The organism is Bradyrhizobium sp. CCBAU 53340 (assembly GCF_015291645.1).
GTDB lineage: Bacteria > Pseudomonadota > Alphaproteobacteria > Rhizobiales > Xanthobacteraceae > Bradyrhizobium.
This window is the reverse complement of the sequence record NZ_CP030055.1, coordinates 6,193,618-6,212,831: the sequence shown is the minus strand read 5'-3', so window position 1 is coordinate 6,212,831 and position 19,214 is coordinate 6,193,618. Positions and strand designations below refer to the sequence as shown.

Below are 19,214 nucleotides of genomic sequence, written 5' to 3'. Positions count from 1 at the left end.
GGCCAAAATACCGCCAACCTCTCCCCAGAAACGCGTCGGAGGACACCATGGGAACCAGCGTCACTTTCAAGCGTCCGGACGGCAAGGATGCCTCGGGCTATCTCGCCAATGCCGCACGCGGCAACGCACCGGGCGTGGTCGTGATCCAGGAATGGTGGGGCCTGTCGGACCAGATCAAGGGCCTGTGCGACCGCTTCGCGCTCGCCGGTTTCGATGCGCTGGCGCCCGATCTCTACAAGGGCAAGGTGGTGCCGTATCACGATACGGACGCGGCCGGCAAAGAGATGAACTCGCTCGACTTCATGGACGCCACCACGCAGACGGTGCGCGGCGCCACGCAATATCTGTCGCGCAACGGTGCCAAGGTTGGGCTGACCGGCTTCTGTCTCGGCGGCGCCGTTACGATCATCGGCGCGGTGCATGTGCCGGAGCTCGCCGCCGGGGTCGTGTTCTACGGCATCCCGCCGGAGCAGGCGGCCAAGCCCGCCGACGTCAAGATCCCGCTTCAGGCCCATTTCGCCAACAAGGACGATTGGTGCACGCCGGAGCTGGTCAGCGGCTTCGAAAAGGCCATGAAGGCCGCCGGAAAGTCGATCGAGCTGTTCCGCTATGATGCCGAGCACGCCTTCGTCAACGAGCAGCGCCAGGCCGTGCACGACCGCGAAGCCGCCGAGCTCGCCTGGGGCCGGGCGACGGAGTTTTTCAGGAAGCATTTGGGGTGAACGCAGCGGCGCGCTGATGCGACACAAAGGTGGTCGCCCGGTATTGGGCGACCGCTTTGGCGCGGTCGCGCACCTTGCCGCGTCGGAGCCAACAGATTGGCGCCGGGGCAATACCTATGAAAGCCTTCCTGATCGCATCATTGCTCACAACCGGCCTTGCGGCGCCGTGTTGGGCCAAGGATCCCGGGTGCAACGGGCCTGAGTTTCAGGCTTTCCGCAACGACTTCGAAGGCGCCGCGAATGCGAACGACAGGAATCGTATCGTCAAGTTGATCTCCTTCCCCGTCGAGTACTGGTCGGCGGAAGCCAAGCACGACGTTCAGAGCGGGCCGGTCAAAGGCGAGACCGAGTTCCTGCAACGTTATGACACCTTGTTCACGTCCTTCATGCGCAAGCACCTGCACTCAGCAAAGCTGCTGTCGTTGCCCGACGGCCGCTGTGCGCTGACTTGGCACGATGCGAACTCCGAGTTCACGTTTGAATTCCGATATCTTCCTGAGGGTGGGTTTCGGGCGATTGGATACGAGGTCGGCGCATACTAGGGCGACCGCACGCTGGGGCCGTGTGTTGAAGACCTGCAGAAGCACAAGCCAGATTCTTTGGTCTTCTGGTTGAAGGAGTGAGAGGCGTGCTTGCGGCTGGCGTGTTCGTCCGTCCCGGACGATGGACCATTGCTTTGTGCAGTTGTTTGTTCGTCATGATTGCGCCCGCCCGGGCCGAGCCGGCATTTGTGACGATTGAGGGCGACCTTAAGAGTATCGCCTGGTGGGTCCTTGCCGACTTCCATCCGTTCACGACGGAGGTTCGCGGGATTCCGGCGAGGGAGATAAGAAAGAGCTGGTGCAAGGCCACTGAATTCCGCAAAGACCTCATTCCAAGGGAGTTGCTCTTCGAGGGCGGTGCGGATGCGATGGCAGCCGCCAACATGTCCTTCGCCATCGAGGGGCGCTTCGACGGCACGGCGACCAAGCAGGTCGCGTTGGTCGGCGTCTTCGAGGAGTGCTCAGGTCAAAAGGGCAGATTTATTCTCATCCTCGATCAATCGGCGGAAGGGAAGCCAAAGATCCGGTTCGTGAATGCCTTGCGGACGGACCACCAATTCGGTGCCCTGCAAAAGGGTGACGACAACAGCATCGTTGCCTGGGCGTGTATGGAGTGCGATAACTTCTCGGTCCTGAAATGGGACCGGAAGAAGCGCAAATTCGGCTGGCAGCCGGACCCGGTCGAGCAATAGCCAAAAGCCGGCGACCGAAGGCGGCGGCCCTTGACGCCGTCCCCCGGCCATGGTGAGTATCCGCCCCATGAGCACCGCAGCCCGCCCATCCCGTCGTTGGTGGCGCACCTCCTAAGAGGTGGCCGGTGCGATTTATTCTCCCAAAATCGTCTGAGGTCGCCTGCACAGCGCGGCGGCCTGATCGTTTGTCCTGTGTGGCGTTCCCTCGGCAAGTTTCGTAAGAGGACCCCATGAACAGGACAGTCTTTGCTCTTCCGCCCAGAAGCGACTACGTCACCCGCGGGGGTCTTGCGATCACCCGCGTGGCCGAGCAGTTCACCGGTCATGCCGACCGGCTCGACGATCTCATCAACCTGCTCGACCGGCGCCGCGGCGTGGTGCTGTCCTCGGGCACGACCGTGCCGGGCCGCTACGAGAGCTTTGACCTCGGTTTCTCCGACCCGCCGCTCAAGCTCGAGACCGTGGGCACCAATTTCAAGCTGGAAGCGCTGAACGCTCGCGGCGAGGTGCTGATCGCCTTCCTTGGTGAGGTCCTGCGCGAACCCTGCGTCGTGATCTCCGAGAAGAGCGCCACGCGTCTTGCCGGTCACATTATCCGTGGTGATGCGCCGGTCGAGGAGGACCAGCGCACGCGGCGCGCCAGCGTGATGTCGCTGGTGCGCGACATCATTGCCGCCTTCTCCGCCAATGACGACGGGTTGCTCGGTCTGTTCGGCGCCTTCGCCTATGACCTCGTGTTCCAGATCGAGGACCTGGTGCAGAAGCGTGCGCGCGAGCACGACCAGCGCGACATCGTGCTCTATGTCCCGGACCGCCTGCTCGCCTATGACCGCGCCACCGGGCGTGGCGTCGTGCTCTCCTACGATTTCGCCTGGAAGGGAAAGTCGACCGAAGGCCTGCCGCGCGAGACAGCCGAGAGCCCGTATGTGAAGACGGATCGCCAGGGCTTTGCCGATCATGCCCCCGGCGAATATCAGGCCACCGTCGAGACCGCGCGCGCCGCCTTCGCCCGTGGCGACCTGTTCGAAGCCGTGCCGGGCCAACTCTTCGCCGAGCCCTGCGAGCGCTCGCCGGCCGAAGTGTTCCAACGCCTCTGCGTCATCAACCCGTCGCCCTATGGCGCGCTGATGAATCTCGGCGAGGGCGAATTCCTGGTCTCGGCGTCACCGGAAATGTTCGTGCGCTCCGACGGACGCCGCGTCGAGACCTGCCCGATCTCGGGCACGATCGCGCGCGGCACCGATGCGATCGGAGATGCCGAGCAGATCCGCCAGCTCCTGAACTCGGAAAAGGACGAGTTCGAGCTCAACATGTGCACCGACGTCGATCGCAACGACAAGGCGCGCGTCTGCGTGCCCGGCACGATCAAGGTGTTGGCACGCCGTCAGATCGAGACCTACTCGAAGCTTTTCCACACCGTCGACCATGTCGAGGGCATGCTGCGCCCCGGCTTCGATGCGCTCGATGCCTTCCTTACCCACGCCTGGGCCGTCACCGTGACAGGCGCGCCAAAACTGTGGGCGATGCAGTTCGTCGAGGATCACGAACGCTCGCCGCGGCGCTGGTATGCCGGCGCGATCGGCGCAGTGAATTTCGACGGCAGCATCAACACCGGCCTCACCATCCGCACCATCCGCATGAAGGACGGTCTTGCCGAGGTGCGCGTTGGCGCCACCTGCCTGTTCGACTCCGATCCGGCCGCGGAAGACCGTGAATGCCAGGTCAAGGCCGCGGCGCTGTTCCAGGCGCTGCGCGGCGATCCGCCGAAGCCGCTGTCGAGCTTCGCGCCTGATGCGACCGGCTCCGGCAAGCGCGTGCTGCTGATCGACCATGACGACAGCTTCGTCCACATGCTCGCCGACTATTTCCGCCAGGTCGGCGCCAGCGTCACCGTGGTCCGCTATGTGCATGCGCTGGACATGCTCAAGCAAAAGAGGTGGGATTTGCTGGTGCTGTCGCCCGGTCCGGGCAGGCCAGAGGATTTCGGGATCAAGAAGACGATCGACGCGGCGCTGGAGAACAAGCTGCCGGTGTTCGGCGTCTGCCTCGGCGTGCAGGCGATCGGCGAATATTTCGGCGGCGAGCTCGGCCAGCTCACCCATCCCGCCCATGGCCGGCCCTCGCGGGTACAGGTTCGCGGCGGGAGGTTGATGCGTAATCTGCCGAACGAGATCGTCATCGGCCGCTATCACTCGCTCTTTGTCGAGCGCGATAGTATGCCGGACGTCCTGAGCGTCACCGCCAGCACCGAGGACGGCGTCGCGATGGCGCTGGAGCACAAGACCCTGCCGGTCGCCGGCGTGCAATTCCACCCGGAATCGCTGATGTCGCTCGGTGGCGAGGTGGGCTTGCGTATTGTCGAGAATGCGTTCCGGCTGGATGCGGGGATGAATTGAGTGAGGGCTGTCATTGCGAGGAGCGAAGCGACAAAGCAATCCAGACTGCTGCCGCGGAGAAGATCTGGATTGCTTCGCTTCGCTCGCAACGACGGTGGAAAAACCAAAGCGAGATCACCATGACCTTTGACCACGATCTGAAGGCGAGCGTCCGCACCATTCCCGACTATCCCAAGCCGGGGATTATGTTCCGCGACATCACGACGTTGCTCGCGGATGCGCGCGCCTTCCGCCGCGCGGTCGACGAGCTCGTCAATCCCTGGGCCGGCAACAAGATCGACAAGGTCGCCGGGATGGAAGCGCGCGGCTTCATCATCGGCGGCGCCGTCGCGCATCAGCTCTCGGCCGGCTTCGTGCCGATCCGCAAGAAGGGCAAGCTGCCGCACACCACCGTGCGCATCGCCTATTCGCTCGAATACGGCATCGACGAGATGGAGATGCATGTCGACGCCATCCAGCCCGGCGAGCGCGTCATCCTGGTCGACGATCTCATCGCCACCGGCGGCACCGCGGAAGGCGCGGTGAAGCTGCTGCGCCAGATCGGCGCCAACGTCGTCGCCGCCTGCTTCATCATCGATCTGCCCGAGCTCGGCGGCGCCGCCAAGCTGCGCGCCATGGACGTGCCGGTGCGCACGCTGATGACGTTCGAGGGGCATTGAGAAGTCGCGGCGATCCCTAGATCGCCTCCGCCTTCAACTCGGCGCGCCAATGCGCCACGCGCTCCTTCAGCAGCGCGTTCCTGACATAGCCGCTCTCCTCATCCTCCAGACGCTCGCATTCGCCAAACGTCAGGCCGGCCTCGCCGTGTATGTTCCAGGCGGCCTGGAGGCTGCGGCAGGGGTGGCTGCCCTGGCGCAGGGTGAAGCTGGTGCGGTTCTGGATGGTCTCGAGGTTCGGGGCTTGGCCGACCCAGACCTCGCCGGAGGCGGCGCAGCGCACGACATAGATGCCGGCAATCGTCTTCCGCTCCTTGTAGGCGGCGATGGCTGCTTTGCGGTCGGTGCTCACGGGAGGGGCCTTGCTAAGGACGCTGTTGCCCAAGCCCTGTAGCGGCTGCGACGTTCGGCGTCAATATTACCCGGATAAAATATTTCAGGATCGCTGCAGGATCAGGTTGAGCTCGAGCTCGCGGAAGGCGAGGTAATTCCGTCGGGTCCACTGGTGCAGCTCGGTCGAGGAATCCTTCTCCTGGCGCAGATAGCCGGTAAAACTGAAGTTCAGCCGGTCGATATAGGTCTTGAGAAAGCCGGGCAGCGCCGGCAGGCGGAACAGCCGGCCGCCTTCCATCGCGGGGGGCAGCTCGCCGCGGATGACGAACTCATTGTCGACGGTGATCAGGTTCATCCGTGGGAGCTGCTGGCGCAGCATCTCATGGGCGCGGGCCGAGACGCGGTCGGTGTCGGCCATGAACAGGATCTGTGGCGCGACGTGCCGGCGCGCTGCTTCCTTGAGCAGGCCGATCTCGTCGGTCATCTTGAAGAACTCGTCGAAGGCGTGGAAGCCGAGGTCGATGACCTTGGCGAGGCCGTCATCGACGATGACGCGGTCCATCAGCTGCATTTTGCCGTAGGTGTCGATCACGTCGGCGGTCTCGGTCACCTTCGGCAGGTAATCGAGCAGCGATGGCTCCTTCAGATTGACGTCAAAGGCCGCGACGTTGCCGTTCTTGAGCAGCAGGAATTCCGTGAGCAGCCGCGCCAGCAGCGTCTTGCCGACCTGCGGGCGTGGCGAGCAGATGATGTAGACGGGCGTCGCGGGCATCACAGGCTATTATCTGAGCCAACTTACAGCCCAATCCAGCCGTATCAGCTCGGGCTCTGCAACTATTTTTCGCTGTTGCGGGTCACGGGCTTCGAACCGACGATGTCGGTCAAGCGAATGCGGTCGAATTCGCTCCAGACATTGGCCAGCCAGTGCCGGACATAGCCGCGCAGCACGAAGGAGTAGTTGGCGGCCTCGTCGTTGATCCCCTTGTTGGCAACGAATTTCAGGAACGGGACCGAGGACACCTCGACCTGCTCATAGGCCATTTCGTTGAGCTTCGGGATGGTCAGCTCGGTCGCGTCCTTGATGCGGTGGAAGTAGGAATTATAGGTCGCCTGGTCCCACTGGAAGAACTGGGTATCGTTGATGAAGTTCTTCACCAGGAAATATTTCGCGCCGGTCATGAAGCCGGCCGTCTCGGCGATCTCCTCCAGCGAGGCGATCGAGGGGCCCAGGATGTGGAACACCGCGAAGGTGATCTGGCCGGCCTTGGCGGCGTCGAGGAAGCCGATGTCGCGCAGCGAGGCCAGTGCGGGCGAGAGCAGGCCGGCGCGGACGTCGATGACAGTGACCGAAGGGCTGACGGCGTTGAGCGTGTCAAAAATCTTCATCTGATCGGCCGTCGTCGTCATGTCGACGATTTCGGTGATCTCGGGGTGGAAGCGCTTCAGCGTTCCCCGCGGCGACTCCGTGTCGAACGCGCGCGTCGGCACGTTGTTGGCGGAAAAATAATCGAGCAAAGTGCGCGACACCGTGGTCTTGCCGACCCCGCCCTTATCCGCGCCCACCACTACCACTGCCGGCTTTGCCATTGCTGTCCCCTAACGCGCGCCCCCGATTGCAAGGTCGCAATCGGCCGGGCCCCAAATCGATGTCTCAAGGATGGTCCCGAGTCTGCTGTTGGGCGCGAACATGGCAGAAACAAGGGAGAATTCAATTCCGCAGGCTCCGGTTGCGGCAATTCCTGAGGTTTTTCCCGGATGCCGTGAAATCAGCCGAAGACGGGGCAGCTTGCACGCTCAGTGGCGGCCCCAGGGACCCATGGGATTGCCCAGTGGATTACCGCTTGCGGTTCCGGCAGGGCTTGGCGCTGGCACGGGCGGTGGAGCCGGCGAGTCGCCTGGATCGTTCCACGGGCCATGCGGGACCGGAGGTGGAGCATCCTGCGCGTCGGCCTGTGCCTCGGAGGCGTCGCTCTCGGGCTGCTCCGTTTCCTCAGCGGGCGGCGGCAGCGGACCGGGATCATGGCCGCCGGCAAACTTGACCAGCGCGTCGACGCGGGACTGCACCGAGGGGTGGGTTGCGAACAGATCGGCAAAGCCTTCGCGCGGATTGTCGACGCAGAGCTCCATCACCGCCGAGGTCGCACCCGGCAGCTCGCCGCGGCCTTCGATCTTGCGCAGTGCCGAGATCATGGCGTCGGGGTTTTTCGTCAGTTCGACGGAGCCGGCATCGGCAAGGTATTCGCGCGAGCGCGACAGTGCGAGCTTCACCACCTGCGACATCAGCCAGGCCACCACGATCAGCACGACCGCGATGATGATCACGATCACCGCGCCGCTGCCGGAGTTCTTGTTGTCGCTCGACGAGGACGATCGGGACGAGGAAGACCCGGACGACCACGATCCGCCGCCCGAGCTCCAGCTGAAATTTGTGAACAGGCGGAAGAACAATTCGCCGAAGAAGCCGACCACGCCGGCGATGATGACGGCGACCACCATCAGCTGCACGTCGCCGTTCTTGATGTGGGTCAGTTCGTGGCCCAGCACCGCCTCGATCTCCTGGTCGTTCAGGGCATTCAGGAGACCCGTGGTGACGGTGACGGAATATTGCCGCGGGTTGAGTCCGGTCGCGAAGGCGTTCAGCGCCGGAGAGTCCATGATCTTCAGCTTCGGCATGGTGATGCCGCGCGAGATACAGAGGTTTTCGAGCAGGTTGTAGAGCCGCGGTTCCTCCTGCCGCGAGACGTCATGGCCGCCGGTCACCGCGTCGATCATCGACTGGTGGAAGAAATAGGCGATCACGATCCAGGCGGCCGTCACGATCGTCGCAACGGGCGCGGCGACGATCAAATCGTGGAAGGCGCGGGTCAGATAATAGGCGACGGTCCCGTTGCCGTTGATGACGACCTCGGCAACGAGAGCGCCGGCATAGACCAGCACGTAGACAAGCGCGAACAGGCCGCCGAGCAGCAGCATCGAACGAAACTTGTTCGAGGCGATGTGCGTGTAGAGACCATACGCGGCCATGACGCGTTGCCCTGTCAGGTCAGCCTGTCGGCTCAGCTCAGAACTTCACCTGAGGCGCGGCCTCGACCTCGGTGCGGCTCGTGCCGAGATCGAAGAAGTCCTTCCTGGTGAAGCCGAACATGCCGGCGAACAAAGCGGCGGGCATCTGCTGGATGCCGGTGTTGTATTCCTGGACCGCGTTGTTGAAGAAGCGGCGGCTCGCCGCGATCTTGTTTTCGAGGTCGGAGAGCTCGCTCGCAAGCTGCTGGAAGTTGGCATTGGCCTTGAGGTCGGGATAGGCCTCCGACAGCGCGATCAGCCGGCCGAGCGCGCCGGAGAGCTGGTTCTCGGCGGCGGACACCTGCGCAGGTCCCTGCGCCGACATCGCCGAATTACGCGCCTTGATGACGTCGTCGAGCGTGCCGCGCTCGTGCGAGGCGTAGCCCTTCACGGTCTCGACCAGGTTCGGGATCAGGTCATGACGCTGCTTGAGCTGCACGTCGACGTCGGCAAAGGCTTGGCTGACGCGCTGGCCCAACGCCACCAGCCGGTTGTAGGCGCTGAAGGCGAACAGCACGAGGACGACGATGACGCCGAGAACGATCCAGCCGGTCGACATGGAGAACTCCTGAAAGGGAATTGGAGCGGACAGCCTAAACTAAAATGGAGCCGGGGGAGAGCCCCGCGCGGAGGGAAGGTAAGACTTGGTCGGATCGAGGGCCGTCCGAGTTCAAGGGAAAAGCGGGCGACGAGGTTAACTTTCGGGCAGAACAGCATCACCCCAGCGCCACCGCCTTGCGTCTGCGTAGGCGGCCTTGTCGCGCCGCGGCACCTTGGTGACGCCCGCGCCGTTCTCGGTGCAGAGCTTGGCTGTGATCTCAGCCTTGCCGACATCCGGCGGCGCCAGCACGCGCGCGGCACGCGCCGCCGGCGGCGTGCGGGTCAAGGCGACGTAGATGAAGCGTTCGTCCTCGAACGGGACTTCGGCGCCCTTGATCTGGCGGTGCGCCTGCGAGCGCGGCAGGCGCTGGTTGAAATGGCACCAATCGGGCGCGACGAGCGGGCAGGGCTTTTCGTGCGGGCAGGGCGCGGCGACATAAGCACCTAGCGCAATCAGCTGCTGGCGCAGCGCGAGAATGCGGTCGTAGCCGGCGGGTGTGCCCGGCTCGATCACGAGCAGCGCGTGGCGCGCTTTGGTCCACATCGTCTCCGCGAGCTTGCGCTGATCGCTCTCGCTGAGCTCGCCGATGATGTAGCTTGCGACGACAAGATCGGCCTGCGAGACCTCGGCGAGGTTGGTGGCGGCATCGCCGGGCAAATAGCGGCAGTCAGCCAGGCGTGTGCTGTCGCGTGCTAGCTCGAGCGCGAGCCGGCTCAAGGTGGCGTTGGCATCGAGCAGGGTAAAATCTCGTAACGAAGAGAATGCCTCCGCCGCGGCCCAGCTCGCCGTGCCGGGACCTGCGCCGACGTCGAGCAGCGTCTCCGGCACGAAGTCGGGGGCAATCTCGGCGAGCGCGCTCAGGCTGGCCGCCACGGCCGCGTAGGTCGCCGGCATCCGCGCCAGCGCATAGGCCAGCGCATCCGCTTCCGACTTGATCGTGCCGGAGCCCCCGCCTGAACGATAGGTGGTCGAGATCTTTTGCGAGCGCTGCGCGGCGTCGGTGCGGGAGAAGCCCTGCAGCTTGCCGTCGAGCGCGGCTTTCAGTTCGGCGGGGAGGTTGGGTGTGATCATGTTGACCTACCGTCATTCCGCTTTCTGCTGGGCAAGAGCGAAATGACGGCAGAGATATCACGCCACGTTCTGGTCGAGAATGTCCACAGCTTCGGCGAGGCTCACCGAGACGAGCTGGGAGACGCCGCGCTCGGCCATGGTGACGCCGAACAGGCGGTTCATCCGCGCCATCGTGATCGGATTGTGCGTGATGATGATGAAGCGCGTGTCGGTCGAGCCGGTCATTTCGTGCAGGAGGTTGCAATACCGTTCGACGTTGTGGTCGTCGAGCGGCGCGTCGACTTCGTCCAGCACGCAGATCGGCGAGGGGTTGGTCAAGAACACCGCGAAGATCAGCGCCATCGCGGTCAGCGCCTGCTCACCGCCCGACAGCAGCGACAGCGTCTGCGGCTTCTTGCCCGGCGGCTTGGCGATAATTTCGAGACCGGCTTCCAGCGGATCGTCGCTCTCGATCAGGTGCAGCGCGGCCTCGCCGCCGCCGAACAGCTCGACGAACAGGCGCTTGAAGTGGTTGTTGACGACCTCGAACGAGGTCAAGAGGCGCTCGCGCGCTTCCTTGTTGAGGCTCTGGATGCCCTGGCGCAGCCGCTTGATGGCCTCGACCAGGTCGTCGCGCTCGGTGACGAGGCCGGTGTGCTGGGTCTCGACCTCGCGCAGCTCTTCCTCGGCGCGCAGATTCACCGCACCCAGGCGCTCGCGGTCGCGGCGCATCTTTTCGAGGTCTTCCTCGATGTCGTGCAGCGGCGGCAGCTCGGCGCCGGGCTCGATCTCGGCAAGGCCGGCAACCGCCTGCGGCTCGACTTCGAGCATGTCGCGGATTTCGCGCTCGATGTCCTCGAGCCGGCGCCGGGCGCCTTCCATGCGCTCTTCGGCGCGGGCGGTGGCCTCGCGCGCGCTCGACAGCGCTTCAAGCGTCAGTTTGGCGACGCGATCGGTCTCGGCCATCGCGGTCTCGGCGGTTGCGAGCGCATCAGCCGCCATGCGGCGGTCGTTCTCGGCGTATTCGATCTCGGTGATCAGCGCGCTGCGCTTCTCGGCGAACACGGCAGGCGCGTTCTCGAGTTCGCTGCGCTCGATCGTGAGTTCGGCGATGCGCGCCTGGATGGTGTCGATGTGGGAGGCCGCGCTCTCCTTGCGGTTCTGCCACTCGGTGCGTTCGGCGAGGATCGCCTGCACGCGGCGGTCAGCAAGCTCAGCCTCGCGCGCCAGGGCCTGCGCCTCGGCGCGGACCTGGGCGGCGATACGGCGATGGTTTTCGATGTCGCTGCGGACGGCGGCAAGACGCGTCTCGGTATCCTCGCTCGACGGCAGTTCGCTGATGCCGGCCTCGGCGTATTCGTAGGCGGCCTCGGCCTCGGCGCGGTCGGCGGCGAGACGGCTGTGCGCTTCCGACAGCGTCGCCTTGCGGGCGGCGTGGCGGCTGATCTCGCGCTCGGCGGCGGCGTGGCGCTCGCGCGCGACGTTCAGCTCGCGCTGCGCGGCACGCATGGCCTCGCGGCTGGCGCCTTCGGTGCTGGCCGCCATCTGCAATTCGGACTCGGCATTCTCGAGCGCCTGGCGCTTGATCTGCGCGTCGATGCGGGCCTGCTCGAGCTCGTTCTCGATGTCGACGAGGCGGGCGCGCTCGGCGAGGCGTCGTGCAGCGCCGGTCGGGGCGTGGGCGGCGGCAACAAAGCCGTCCCAGCGCCAGACGTCGCCCTCGGGCGAGACCAGCCGCTGACCGGTCTTGAGCTGAGAGACCAGCTCGGCGCCACGCTCGCGCGGCACCACGCCGATCTGCGCCAGGCGGCGCGTCAGCTCGGCCGGCGCCTGTACGTGGTTGGCAAGCGGGGTGACGCCTTCGGGCAGTTCCGGATCGCCTTCGGCGTGTCCGACATTGGTCCAGCGCATCGGCGCCGAGGGGTCGATCGGCGCATCGAGATCGTCGCCGAGCGCAGCGCCGATCGCCTTTTCAAAGCCCTTGTCGACGGTGATGCCGTCGATGATCGGCGGCCACAGATTCTTGGTCTCGCCGTTGACGATCTTGGAGATCGTGCGCGCTTCCGTGTCGAGCCGCTGCACGCGCTTGTCGGCTTCGACCAGCGGGGAGCGCGAGGCTTCCAGCGTCTGTCGCGCGGCGACATGCGCGGCTTCGCTCGCTTGAGCTGCGGCTTCCGAAGCCGCCAGCGTCTGCTCGGCGGTCTCGACCGCGGCGGTCAGCTCGTCGAGATCGCCGAAGCCGCCGGTGTCGGCGGCCAGCTTCTGCTCTTCCGCCGTGACATTCGCGATCTCCTGGTCGAGACGGGCGAGCTTGTCGCGGTGGGTGCGGACGTTGGCCTCGAGCTGGTTGCGCTTGGCGGTGAGGTCGGCGAGCGCAGTGGTGAGCTCGGCGAATTGCTGCTCGGTCTCGGTCAGCACCGCCTCGGCCTCGCCGACGCGCTCGTCGACGCCGGAGCGCTTCTCGACGCGCGACTTGATCTCTTCCTTCAGCTCGGCGTCTTCGGTGTCGAGCCGCTGCAGCGCGACGTCTGCGTCCATCGTCTGTTGCTGCGCACGGGAAATGTCGCCTTCGAACTGGGCGAGACGGCGCTCGAGCTCGGCGACACGCTCCTTGGCGCGTTCTTCCTCGCGGTCGAGCAGCTCGCGGGCATTGGTCAGGCGCTGAAGGCCCGCAGCGGCGCGCGCTTCGGCATCGCGCAGCGCCGGCATTTCGGCGGCGCGGATCGCCTGGATGCGGGCGGCTTCGGCCTGGTGCTGGGTGCGCTCGGCCATCTCGCGCACGGCGAGATCGTGGGTCTGGCCGGATTCATTGACGTCGGCATGGGCGCCGATCCAGCGCAGATGGAACAGCGTCGCCTCGGCCTTGCGGACCTTGGCCGCGACCTCGCGATAGCGCACGGCCTGACGGGCCTGCTTCTTCAGGCCTTCCATCTGGCCGGAGAGCTGGCCGATCACGTCCTCGACGCGGGTGAGGTTGGTCTCGGCCGCCTTCAGCCGCAGCTCGGCCTCGTGGCGGCGGGCGTGCAGGCCGGCGACGCCGGCGGCATCTTCCAGCACGCGGCGGCGCTGCTCGGGCTTGGCCTGAATGATTTCGCCGATCTTGCCCTGGTGGACGAGCGCGGGCGAACGGGCGCCGGTTGCGGCGTCCGCGAACAGGATCTGCACGTCGCGGGCGCGCACGTCGCGGCCATTGATGCGATAGACCGAGCCCGCTTCGCGCTCGATGCGGCGGGAGATTTCCAGAAGCTGGCTGTCGTTCATCGCCGCGGGGGCGGTGCGATCGGCATTGTCGATCGTCATCGTCACTTCGGCGTGGTTGCGCGCGGGACGGTTGCCGGAGCCGGCGAAGATCACCGCGTCCATGTCGGCGGCGCGCAAGCTCTTGTACGACGTTTCACCCATCGCCCAGCGCAGCGCCTCGACGAGATTCGACTTGCCGCAACCGTTGGGTCCGACCACGCCGGTCAAGCCGGGCTCGATGACGAAGTCCGTGGGCTCAACGAAAGACTTGAAGCCGTGAAGGCGCAGGCGGGTGATTTTCATAAGCACGCATCTCTGTTGGCAGGCGCGAATCCCCCTGCCCGGACAATACCATGGAAGGCAATGTCGCTGTCTGGGCGAGTCGCGCGGGGCGCCTCATGCGGCGGACAATGGCCGCGGCGCGCCGCGAGGGCAACCAGCGAAAGCCGCTTTTCCCAAGGGATTTATGCCGGGAAAGATACGGCTTTCGAGATGCGAATCAGGATCTTGACGAGCGAATCAGCTCTTCAGCAGCGGATTGATCTTCTTGGCGAACTCCTCGAACGAGGCCTCGCCCTTGATCTTCTCGCCGTTGATGAAGAAGGTTGGCGTCGAATCCACCTTCAGAACCTCGCTGGCGTATTTCTGGTCGGCGGCGATCTTGTCGAGCAGCGCCTGGTCCTTCAGGCAGGCTTCCACCTGCTGCTGGGTCAGGCCCGCCTGCTTGCCGATCCGCGTGAGGGTCTCCGTGGTGTTCTTCACCACCCAGTCGTTCTGCTGGCGGAACAGCATGTCGGTAACGGCGAAGTATTTCGGCGCGTCGCCATTGGCGATGCAGCGCGACAGCATCGAGCCGGCGGCGGCTTTGATGTCGAGCGGGAACTCGCGGAAGATGTAACGGATCTTGCCAGTGTCGATGTACTCAGACTTGATCTTGGGGAAGACCTGCTCGTTGAAGGCCGCGCAGTGCGGGCAGGTCATCGAGGCGAATTCGGTGATGGTGACGGCGGCGTCCTTCGGGCCGAGCGCCATGTCGGGCAGCGAGACGGGCTTAGCCACGTCGGCGGCGGCCTGCGCCATCGCCTCCGAGATGAACCGCAGCGGCGAGAGCCCGGCAAGCGCGGCAAGACCGGTCAGCGACAGCATCGTGGTGAAGGCGCGGCGGGTGATGATCAAGGTCGGCTCCCGAATTGGCGTGGTCTCGCCCCGAGGCTCATATCAAAGGTTCCCGGGCGGCCTGTCGCTAGCTTGAAACGTGGTTTGAGGCAATGGCAGGCGACAAGATGGGGTCCAGATTGGCCGCAGAATACGGCTCAATTTCGCTTGATGGCGGCTCCCAGGCGCGCCAGCGCCGACTTCAATTCGTCATCTTCGATCTCGCCCAGGCTCTCCGCCACCTTGGCAACGGCCGTGGGGTCCGGCGGGCCGGGCCGCTTCCGGGCCCGTGGCCGCGACAGGGGGGCCTGGCGGAAGGCGAGCTTGCCGACCGCACTCCAGCCGAAGAAGCGGTTGACCCGCTCCAGGATCACGTCGGCGGAGTGCTGGATCTCCAGCGCCATCGGACCCTCGACACGAAGCACCAGCGTCGCCGGGTCCTGCGGCTGGCCCTCGACCGGCCGCGGCCATTGCATCTTCAGCGGCTCGGCATGGGCGGCAATTTCAGGCCCGGCGATCTGCGCCCACCGCGTCACCAGCTCGCGCGCCGCAAACCCCTGCTTGGCATAGGCCTCGGCAAAGACATCGTCGAGCAGGATCCCGAGCGGCTTGGCGCTGATGGGTCCGGGTTTGGGGGGGAATTTGGCCATGGGGGCCTTATAGCACTGCGGGTGGGCTGCCACGAAGAAAGACGTGGATGCCCGCGACCAGCGCGGGCATGACGTGGAGAGATCGGCGTGACGCCGCTACAGTGAAGGTATGAGCCCCAAATCCGCGCTGAAGGCGAAATCGGAACCAGTTCGACCGGAGACCTCGTCGCGTCCGACGCTGCTCCTCCAATGGTACGACCGCCATCGCCGCAGGCTGCCCTGGCGCGCGATGCCCGGCGAGACGTCCGATCCCTATCGCGTCTGGCTCTCGGAGATCATGCTGCAGCAGACCACGGTGAAGGCGGTCGGACCCTATTTCGAGAAGTTCGTGGTGCGCTGGCCCGATGTCATGGCCCTGGGGCAGGCCTCGCTGGACGACGTGCTGCGGATGTGGGCCGGGCTCGGCTATTATTCGCGTGCGCGCAATCTCTACGCCTGCGCCGTCGCGGTGACGCGTGAGCATGGCGGCGCCTTCCCCGATACGGAGGAAGGACTGCGCGCGCTGCCGGGCATCGGTCCCTACACTGCGGCGGCGATTGCGGCGATCGCCTTCGACCGCCACACCATGCCCGTCGACGGCAATATCGAGCGTGTGGTGTCGCGGCTGTTTGCGGTCGAGGAGGAGCTGCCGCAAGCAAAACCGCTGATCCAGCAACTGGCCGCGACACTGCTTGCCAACGCCCGCGCCGGCGACAGTGCGCAGGCCCTGATGGATCTGGGCGCCTCGATCTGCACGCCGAAGAAGCCGGCCTGCTCGCTCTGTCCGCTGAACGAGGATTGCACCGCGCGCGCACAAGGTACGCAAGAGACGTTTCCGCGCAAGGCACCGAAGAAGAGCGGAACGCTGCGGCGTGGCGCCGCCTTTGTCATCACGCGCGGCGATGAGCTGCTGGTTCGCTCAAGGCCCGAGAAGGGGTTGCTCGGCGGCATGACCGAAGTGCCGGGTTCGGACTGGCTCGCAGGACAAGAGGACGCGACGGCGAAACAGCAGGCACCGGCGCTGAAGGGATTATCGCGCTGGCAGCGCAAGGTCGGCGTGGTCACCCACGTCTTCACGCATTTTCCGCTGGAGCTGGTGGTCTACACAGCCAGAGCCGAAGCCCGCACGCGCGCACCAGCGAGCATGCGTTGGGTTCCGATTGCGACGCTTGCCGATGAGGCGCTGCCCAACGTCATGCGCAAGGTGATTGCGCACGCGCTGGACCCTTCATCGGGGTGACCTTCCTGACAGCACGCTGTCAGCAGGGCTGCGCTAGGAGAAGCCGAACGGAGGCTTCCAATGGTCAAGACCGCGCTCGACGATTTCAATATGCCGCCCTGCGCGAAGCTGCTCGGCTGGCGCCTGCTCGATGCAAAACCAGACGAAGGCTGGATCAAGCTCGTCTTCGAAGGCAGGCCCGAGTTCTGCAATCCGGCCGGCTTCATCCAGGGCGGCATGCTCTCCGCCATGCTCGACGACACCATGGGACCCGCTGTGCTGGTGATGAGCGAGGGCCGGCTCTACACCACCACGATCAGCATGACCGTGAATTTTCTCAGCCCCGCAAAGCCCGGTCCGATCATCGGTGAAGCCGAGGTCACGCAGCTCGGCGAGACCATCGCGTTCGTCGAGGCGAAGCTGACGACGGAGGACGGCACGGTGCTGGCGACGGCAAGCGCCAGCGAGCGGCTGCTGGAGGCGGCGAGGGTGGTGAAGTAAGGCGAGCAACACACTCTCTCTCCCTCGCCCCGTTCTTACGGGGAGAGGGTGGGGTGAGGGGCTTCTCTCCGCAAGTGAGATTGCCGTGAGACCTGTACCCCCTCACCCGGATTGCATCTCCGATGCAATCCGACCTCTCCCCGCAAGCGGGGCGAGGTGAAGAGGGAGCCCGCGGCTGGCTTATTGGCTAGCCCGCGCGTCCTTGCTCACGATCGGCGGCTTCGCATTCAGTGCCTCGACCTGGAAGCCCGCGACGCGCTTGTAGTTTGCGGCGATGTCCTCCAGCTCCTGCTGCGACAGCACGTCGGTGACGACCTTGTAGCCATCAGGCGCACGCTCTTCGACCAACTGCATCACCTGTTCGGGGCCGTTCTTGCGGTTGAGCAGGACGAGGTTGGTGGTCGCGGGCCGCCGCTCGGCTTCATAAGCGAGCAGCGCTGCGGTCGTCGGGCCGTGTGCCAGGATCTCGCGCGTGATGGTGCGGGCATCGAGGATCGCCTGCGAGGCGCCGTTCGAGCCGATCGGGTACATCGGATGCGCGGCGTCGCCCATCAGCGTCACCTTGCCGAAGGTCCATTGCAAGACCGGATCACGGTCGACCAACGGATATTCATAGGCGTGCGGGCAGCTCCTGATCAGGCCGGGCACGTCGAGCCAGTCGAATGTCCAGCTCTCGAACCAGGGCAGGAACTCATCCAGCCGCGCGGTGCGGTTATAGTCCTCGCGCCGCCACTGATAGGTCGGCGGCATGTGCCGCTCGGCGACCCAGTTGATCAAATGGTTGCCTGCAGCGTCCGGCTCCTTCGAGATCGGATAGCAGACGAATTTCAGGATCTCGTGGCCGGCCATGATCATGGTGCGGCCGGTGAGGAAAGCCTTTGCCGGGGTCACGCCGCGCCAGAGAATGCGGCCGTTCCAGATCGGCGGTCCCTCGTTGGGATAGAGCTTTTCTCGCACGGCGGAATGGATGCCGTCGGCGGCGATCAGGATCGCACCTTCGTAGGTGCCGGCGGCCTTGCCGGTCGCCTTGTCGATGAAGTCGGCTCGCACGCCGCTCGCCGTTTCGGTCCAGCCGGTCAGATGATGGCTGGTCAAAATGTTCTCGCGGCCGAGCCGCTCGATCGCGGTGTCGAGCAGGAGCTGCTGCAGCGTGCCGCGATGGATCGAGAATTGCGGCCATTTGTAGCCCGCTTCCAGCCCGCGCGGCTCGCTCCAGATCGGTTTGCCGTGCTTGGAGAAATAAGCGAGCTCGCGGGTCCGGACGCCGCTGGCATCCAGCCTGTCCAATAGCCCGAGCTCGATCAGCTCGCGCACCGCATGCGGCAGCACGTTGATGCCGACGCCGAGCGGCTTCAATTCTGCGACGCTCTCGAACACTTTTACGGGAACGCCGATTTGATGCAGGCTGAGCGCAAGCGTCAGTCCGCCGATGCCGCCGCCGGCGATAAGGACCGTCATGACAAAACCCCCTCCGATTGTGGGCGTCTTGGCACAGGCGGGCGGATGTGGGCAACTGCGAAGAAGATGTCGTGCTATAGACCTCGGGGGCGACAGCCGTTAGTTTCCAGCTTTCCCATGAGGTCCGACATGCTCAAGCTCTACTACGCCACCGGCACCTGCGCGCTCGCCACTTACATGACCCTGGAGGAGGCCGGCGCCGACTACACGGCCGAACGGCTGAGCTTCAAGGACAATCAGCAGAACAGCCCGGCCTATCTCGCCATCAACCCGAAGGGGCGCGTCCCGGCCCTGGTGACCGACCGCGGCGTCCTGACCGAGACGCCGGCGATGCTGGCCTATATCGCGCAGACCTTCCCGAAGGCGAAACTCGCGCCGCTCGACGATCCCTTCGACTTCGCGCAAGTGCAGTCGTTCAACTCCTACCTCTGCTCGACCGTGCACATCAACCACGCCCACAAGATGCGCGGCGCGCGCTGGGCGACGCAGGAGAGTTCGTTTGCCGACATGAAGGCGATGGTGCCGCAGACCATGGGCGCCTGCTTCAAGCTGATCGAGCAGACGATGTTCAAGGGACCCTGGGTGATGGGTGACCAGTTCACGATCTGCGATCCCTATCTCCACACGCTCTCGCACTGGCTCGAAGGCGACAGCGTCGACATCAACGCGACGCCGAAGATCGCAGACCATTTCAAACGGATGATGGATCGTCCGGCGATCCGCAAGGTGATGGACGCGCAGAAGGCGTAGGGGCGATACAAATTCCGGCGTCGTCCCGGCGAAGGCCGGGACCCATACCGCGGAATCTATCGGTGGTGTTCGGTAGGAGTACCGAACCTCGGGTCTTCGCCAAACATTTCCCTGTGGCTATGGGTCCCGGCGTTCGCTGGGACGACACCGACTATGGTGAGAGGGCATCTCACCTAACGCGAGGTCTTGTAGGGTGGGCAAAGGCGC

18 protein-coding genes are annotated in these 19,214 nt (G+C 65.0%); 8 read left to right on the top strand and 10 right to left on the bottom strand.

All coding sequences use genetic code 11. The features are described from left to right. The first annotated feature begins 47 nt into the window (after nt 1-47). The 5 genes from XH89_RS29365 to XH89_RS29345 all read left to right on the top strand — a co-directional run bounded on the left by XH89_RS29365 (nt 48) and on the right by XH89_RS29345 (nt 5,011). Nucleotides 48-722: a dienelactone hydrolase family protein gene (locus XH89_RS29365; protein WP_194463834.1), complete on the top strand. Its 675-nt coding sequence runs from the start codon at nt 48-50 to the stop codon at nt 720-722. Nucleotides 723-838: 116 nt separating this feature from the next. Continuing rightward, the gene (locus XH89_RS29360) at nt 839-1,264 is read left to right on the top strand and encodes a hypothetical protein (protein ID WP_194463833.1); all 426 of its coding nucleotides are present in this window, start codon (nt 839-841) and stop codon (nt 1,262-1,264) included. An 86-nt stretch (nt 1,265-1,350) separates the two neighbouring features. Continuing rightward, entirely contained in the window at nt 1,351-1,956 is a 606-nt protein-coding gene (locus tag XH89_RS29355; RefSeq protein WP_246767646.1) for a hypothetical protein, read from the top strand. 230 nt (nt 1,957-2,186) lie between these two features. After that, the gene (locus XH89_RS29350) at nt 2,187-4,352 is read left to right on the top strand and encodes an anthranilate synthase component I (RefSeq protein ID WP_194463832.1); all 2,166 of its coding nucleotides are present in this window, start codon (nt 2,187-2,189) and stop codon (nt 4,350-4,352) included. Nucleotides 4,353-4,471: 119 nt separating this feature from the next. Further along, a complete protein-coding gene (locus tag XH89_RS29345; protein WP_011085277.1) occupies nt 4,472-5,011 on the top strand; it encodes an adenine phosphoribosyltransferase in 540 nt (179 codons plus the stop codon). 16 nt (nt 5,012-5,027) lie between these two features. Here XH89_RS29345 and XH89_RS29340 read toward each other — a convergent pair whose 3' ends face one another. The 9 genes from XH89_RS29340 to XH89_RS29300 form a co-directional block, all read right to left on the bottom strand. Then, nucleotides 5,028-5,360, bottom strand: a complete 333-nt coding sequence (locus tag XH89_RS29340) for a GIY-YIG nuclease family protein (RefSeq protein ID WP_194463831.1) — start codon at nt 5,358-5,360, stop codon at nt 5,028-5,030. Between the two features lie 84 nt (nt 5,361-5,444). After that, the gene (locus XH89_RS29335; RefSeq protein WP_194463830.1) at nt 5,445-6,113 is read right to left on the bottom strand and encodes a hypothetical protein; all 669 of its coding nucleotides are present in this window, start codon (nt 6,111-6,113) and stop codon (nt 5,445-5,447) included. A gap of 62 nt (nt 6,114-6,175) precedes the next feature. Continuing rightward, a complete protein-coding gene (locus tag XH89_RS29330; RefSeq protein ID WP_092298592.1) occupies nt 6,176-6,928 on the bottom strand; it encodes a hypothetical protein in 753 nt (250 codons plus the stop codon). A gap of 207 nt (nt 6,929-7,135) precedes the next feature. Beyond that, nucleotides 7,136-8,365 (bottom strand): M48 family metallopeptidase, encoded by a 1,230-nt coding sequence (locus tag XH89_RS29325; RefSeq protein WP_194463829.1) that lies wholly within the window; start codon nt 8,363-8,365, stop codon nt 7,136-7,138. 37 nt (nt 8,366-8,402) lie between these two features. After that, entirely contained in the window at nt 8,403-8,963 is a 561-nt protein-coding gene (locus XH89_RS29320; protein ID WP_194463828.1) for a LemA family protein, read from the bottom strand. A gap of 135 nt (nt 8,964-9,098) precedes the next feature. Next, entirely contained in the window at nt 9,099-10,076 is a 978-nt protein-coding gene (locus tag XH89_RS29315; protein WP_194463827.1) for a small ribosomal subunit Rsm22 family protein, read from the bottom strand. 57 nt (nt 10,077-10,133) lie between these two features. Continuing rightward, a complete protein-coding gene (smc, locus tag XH89_RS29310; RefSeq protein WP_194463826.1) occupies nt 10,134-13,598 on the bottom strand; it encodes a chromosome segregation protein SMC in 3,465 nt (1,154 codons plus the stop codon). 216 nt (nt 13,599-13,814) lie between these two features. Then, nucleotides 13,815-14,471 (bottom strand): DsbA family protein, encoded by a 657-nt coding sequence (locus XH89_RS29305; protein WP_194463825.1) that lies wholly within the window; start codon nt 14,469-14,471, stop codon nt 13,815-13,817. 137 nt (nt 14,472-14,608) lie between these two features. Further along, complete coding sequence (locus XH89_RS29300; protein WP_194463824.1) at nt 14,609-15,100, bottom strand: DUF721 domain-containing protein; 492 nt, start codon at nt 15,098-15,100, stop codon at nt 14,609-14,611. Between the two features lie 109 nt (nt 15,101-15,209). Here XH89_RS29300 and mutY point away from each other — a divergent pair, with 109 nt between their 5' ends. Next, entirely contained in the window at nt 15,210-16,319 is a 1,110-nt protein-coding gene (gene mutY, locus XH89_RS29295) for an A/G-specific adenine glycosylase (protein WP_194463823.1), read from the top strand. Between the two features lie 60 nt (nt 16,320-16,379). Next, complete coding sequence (locus tag XH89_RS29290) at nt 16,380-16,799, top strand: PaaI family thioesterase (RefSeq protein ID WP_194463822.1); 420 nt, start codon at nt 16,380-16,382, stop codon at nt 16,797-16,799. A gap of 180 nt (nt 16,800-16,979) precedes the next feature. Here XH89_RS29290 and XH89_RS29285 read toward each other — a convergent pair whose 3' ends face one another. After that, nucleotides 16,980-18,257: a flavin-dependent oxidoreductase gene (locus XH89_RS29285; RefSeq protein WP_194463821.1), complete on the bottom strand. Its 1,278-nt coding sequence runs from the start codon at nt 18,255-18,257 to the stop codon at nt 16,980-16,982. A gap of 129 nt (nt 18,258-18,386) precedes the next feature. On the opposite strand from XH89_RS29285, the gene XH89_RS29280 reads away from it, so the two are divergent. Further along, on the top strand, nt 18,387-19,007 hold the full coding sequence (locus XH89_RS29280; protein ID WP_194463820.1) for a glutathione S-transferase family protein: 621 nt from the start codon (nt 18,387-18,389) through the stop codon (nt 19,005-19,007). Nucleotides 19,008-19,214: the final 207 nt, after the last annotated feature.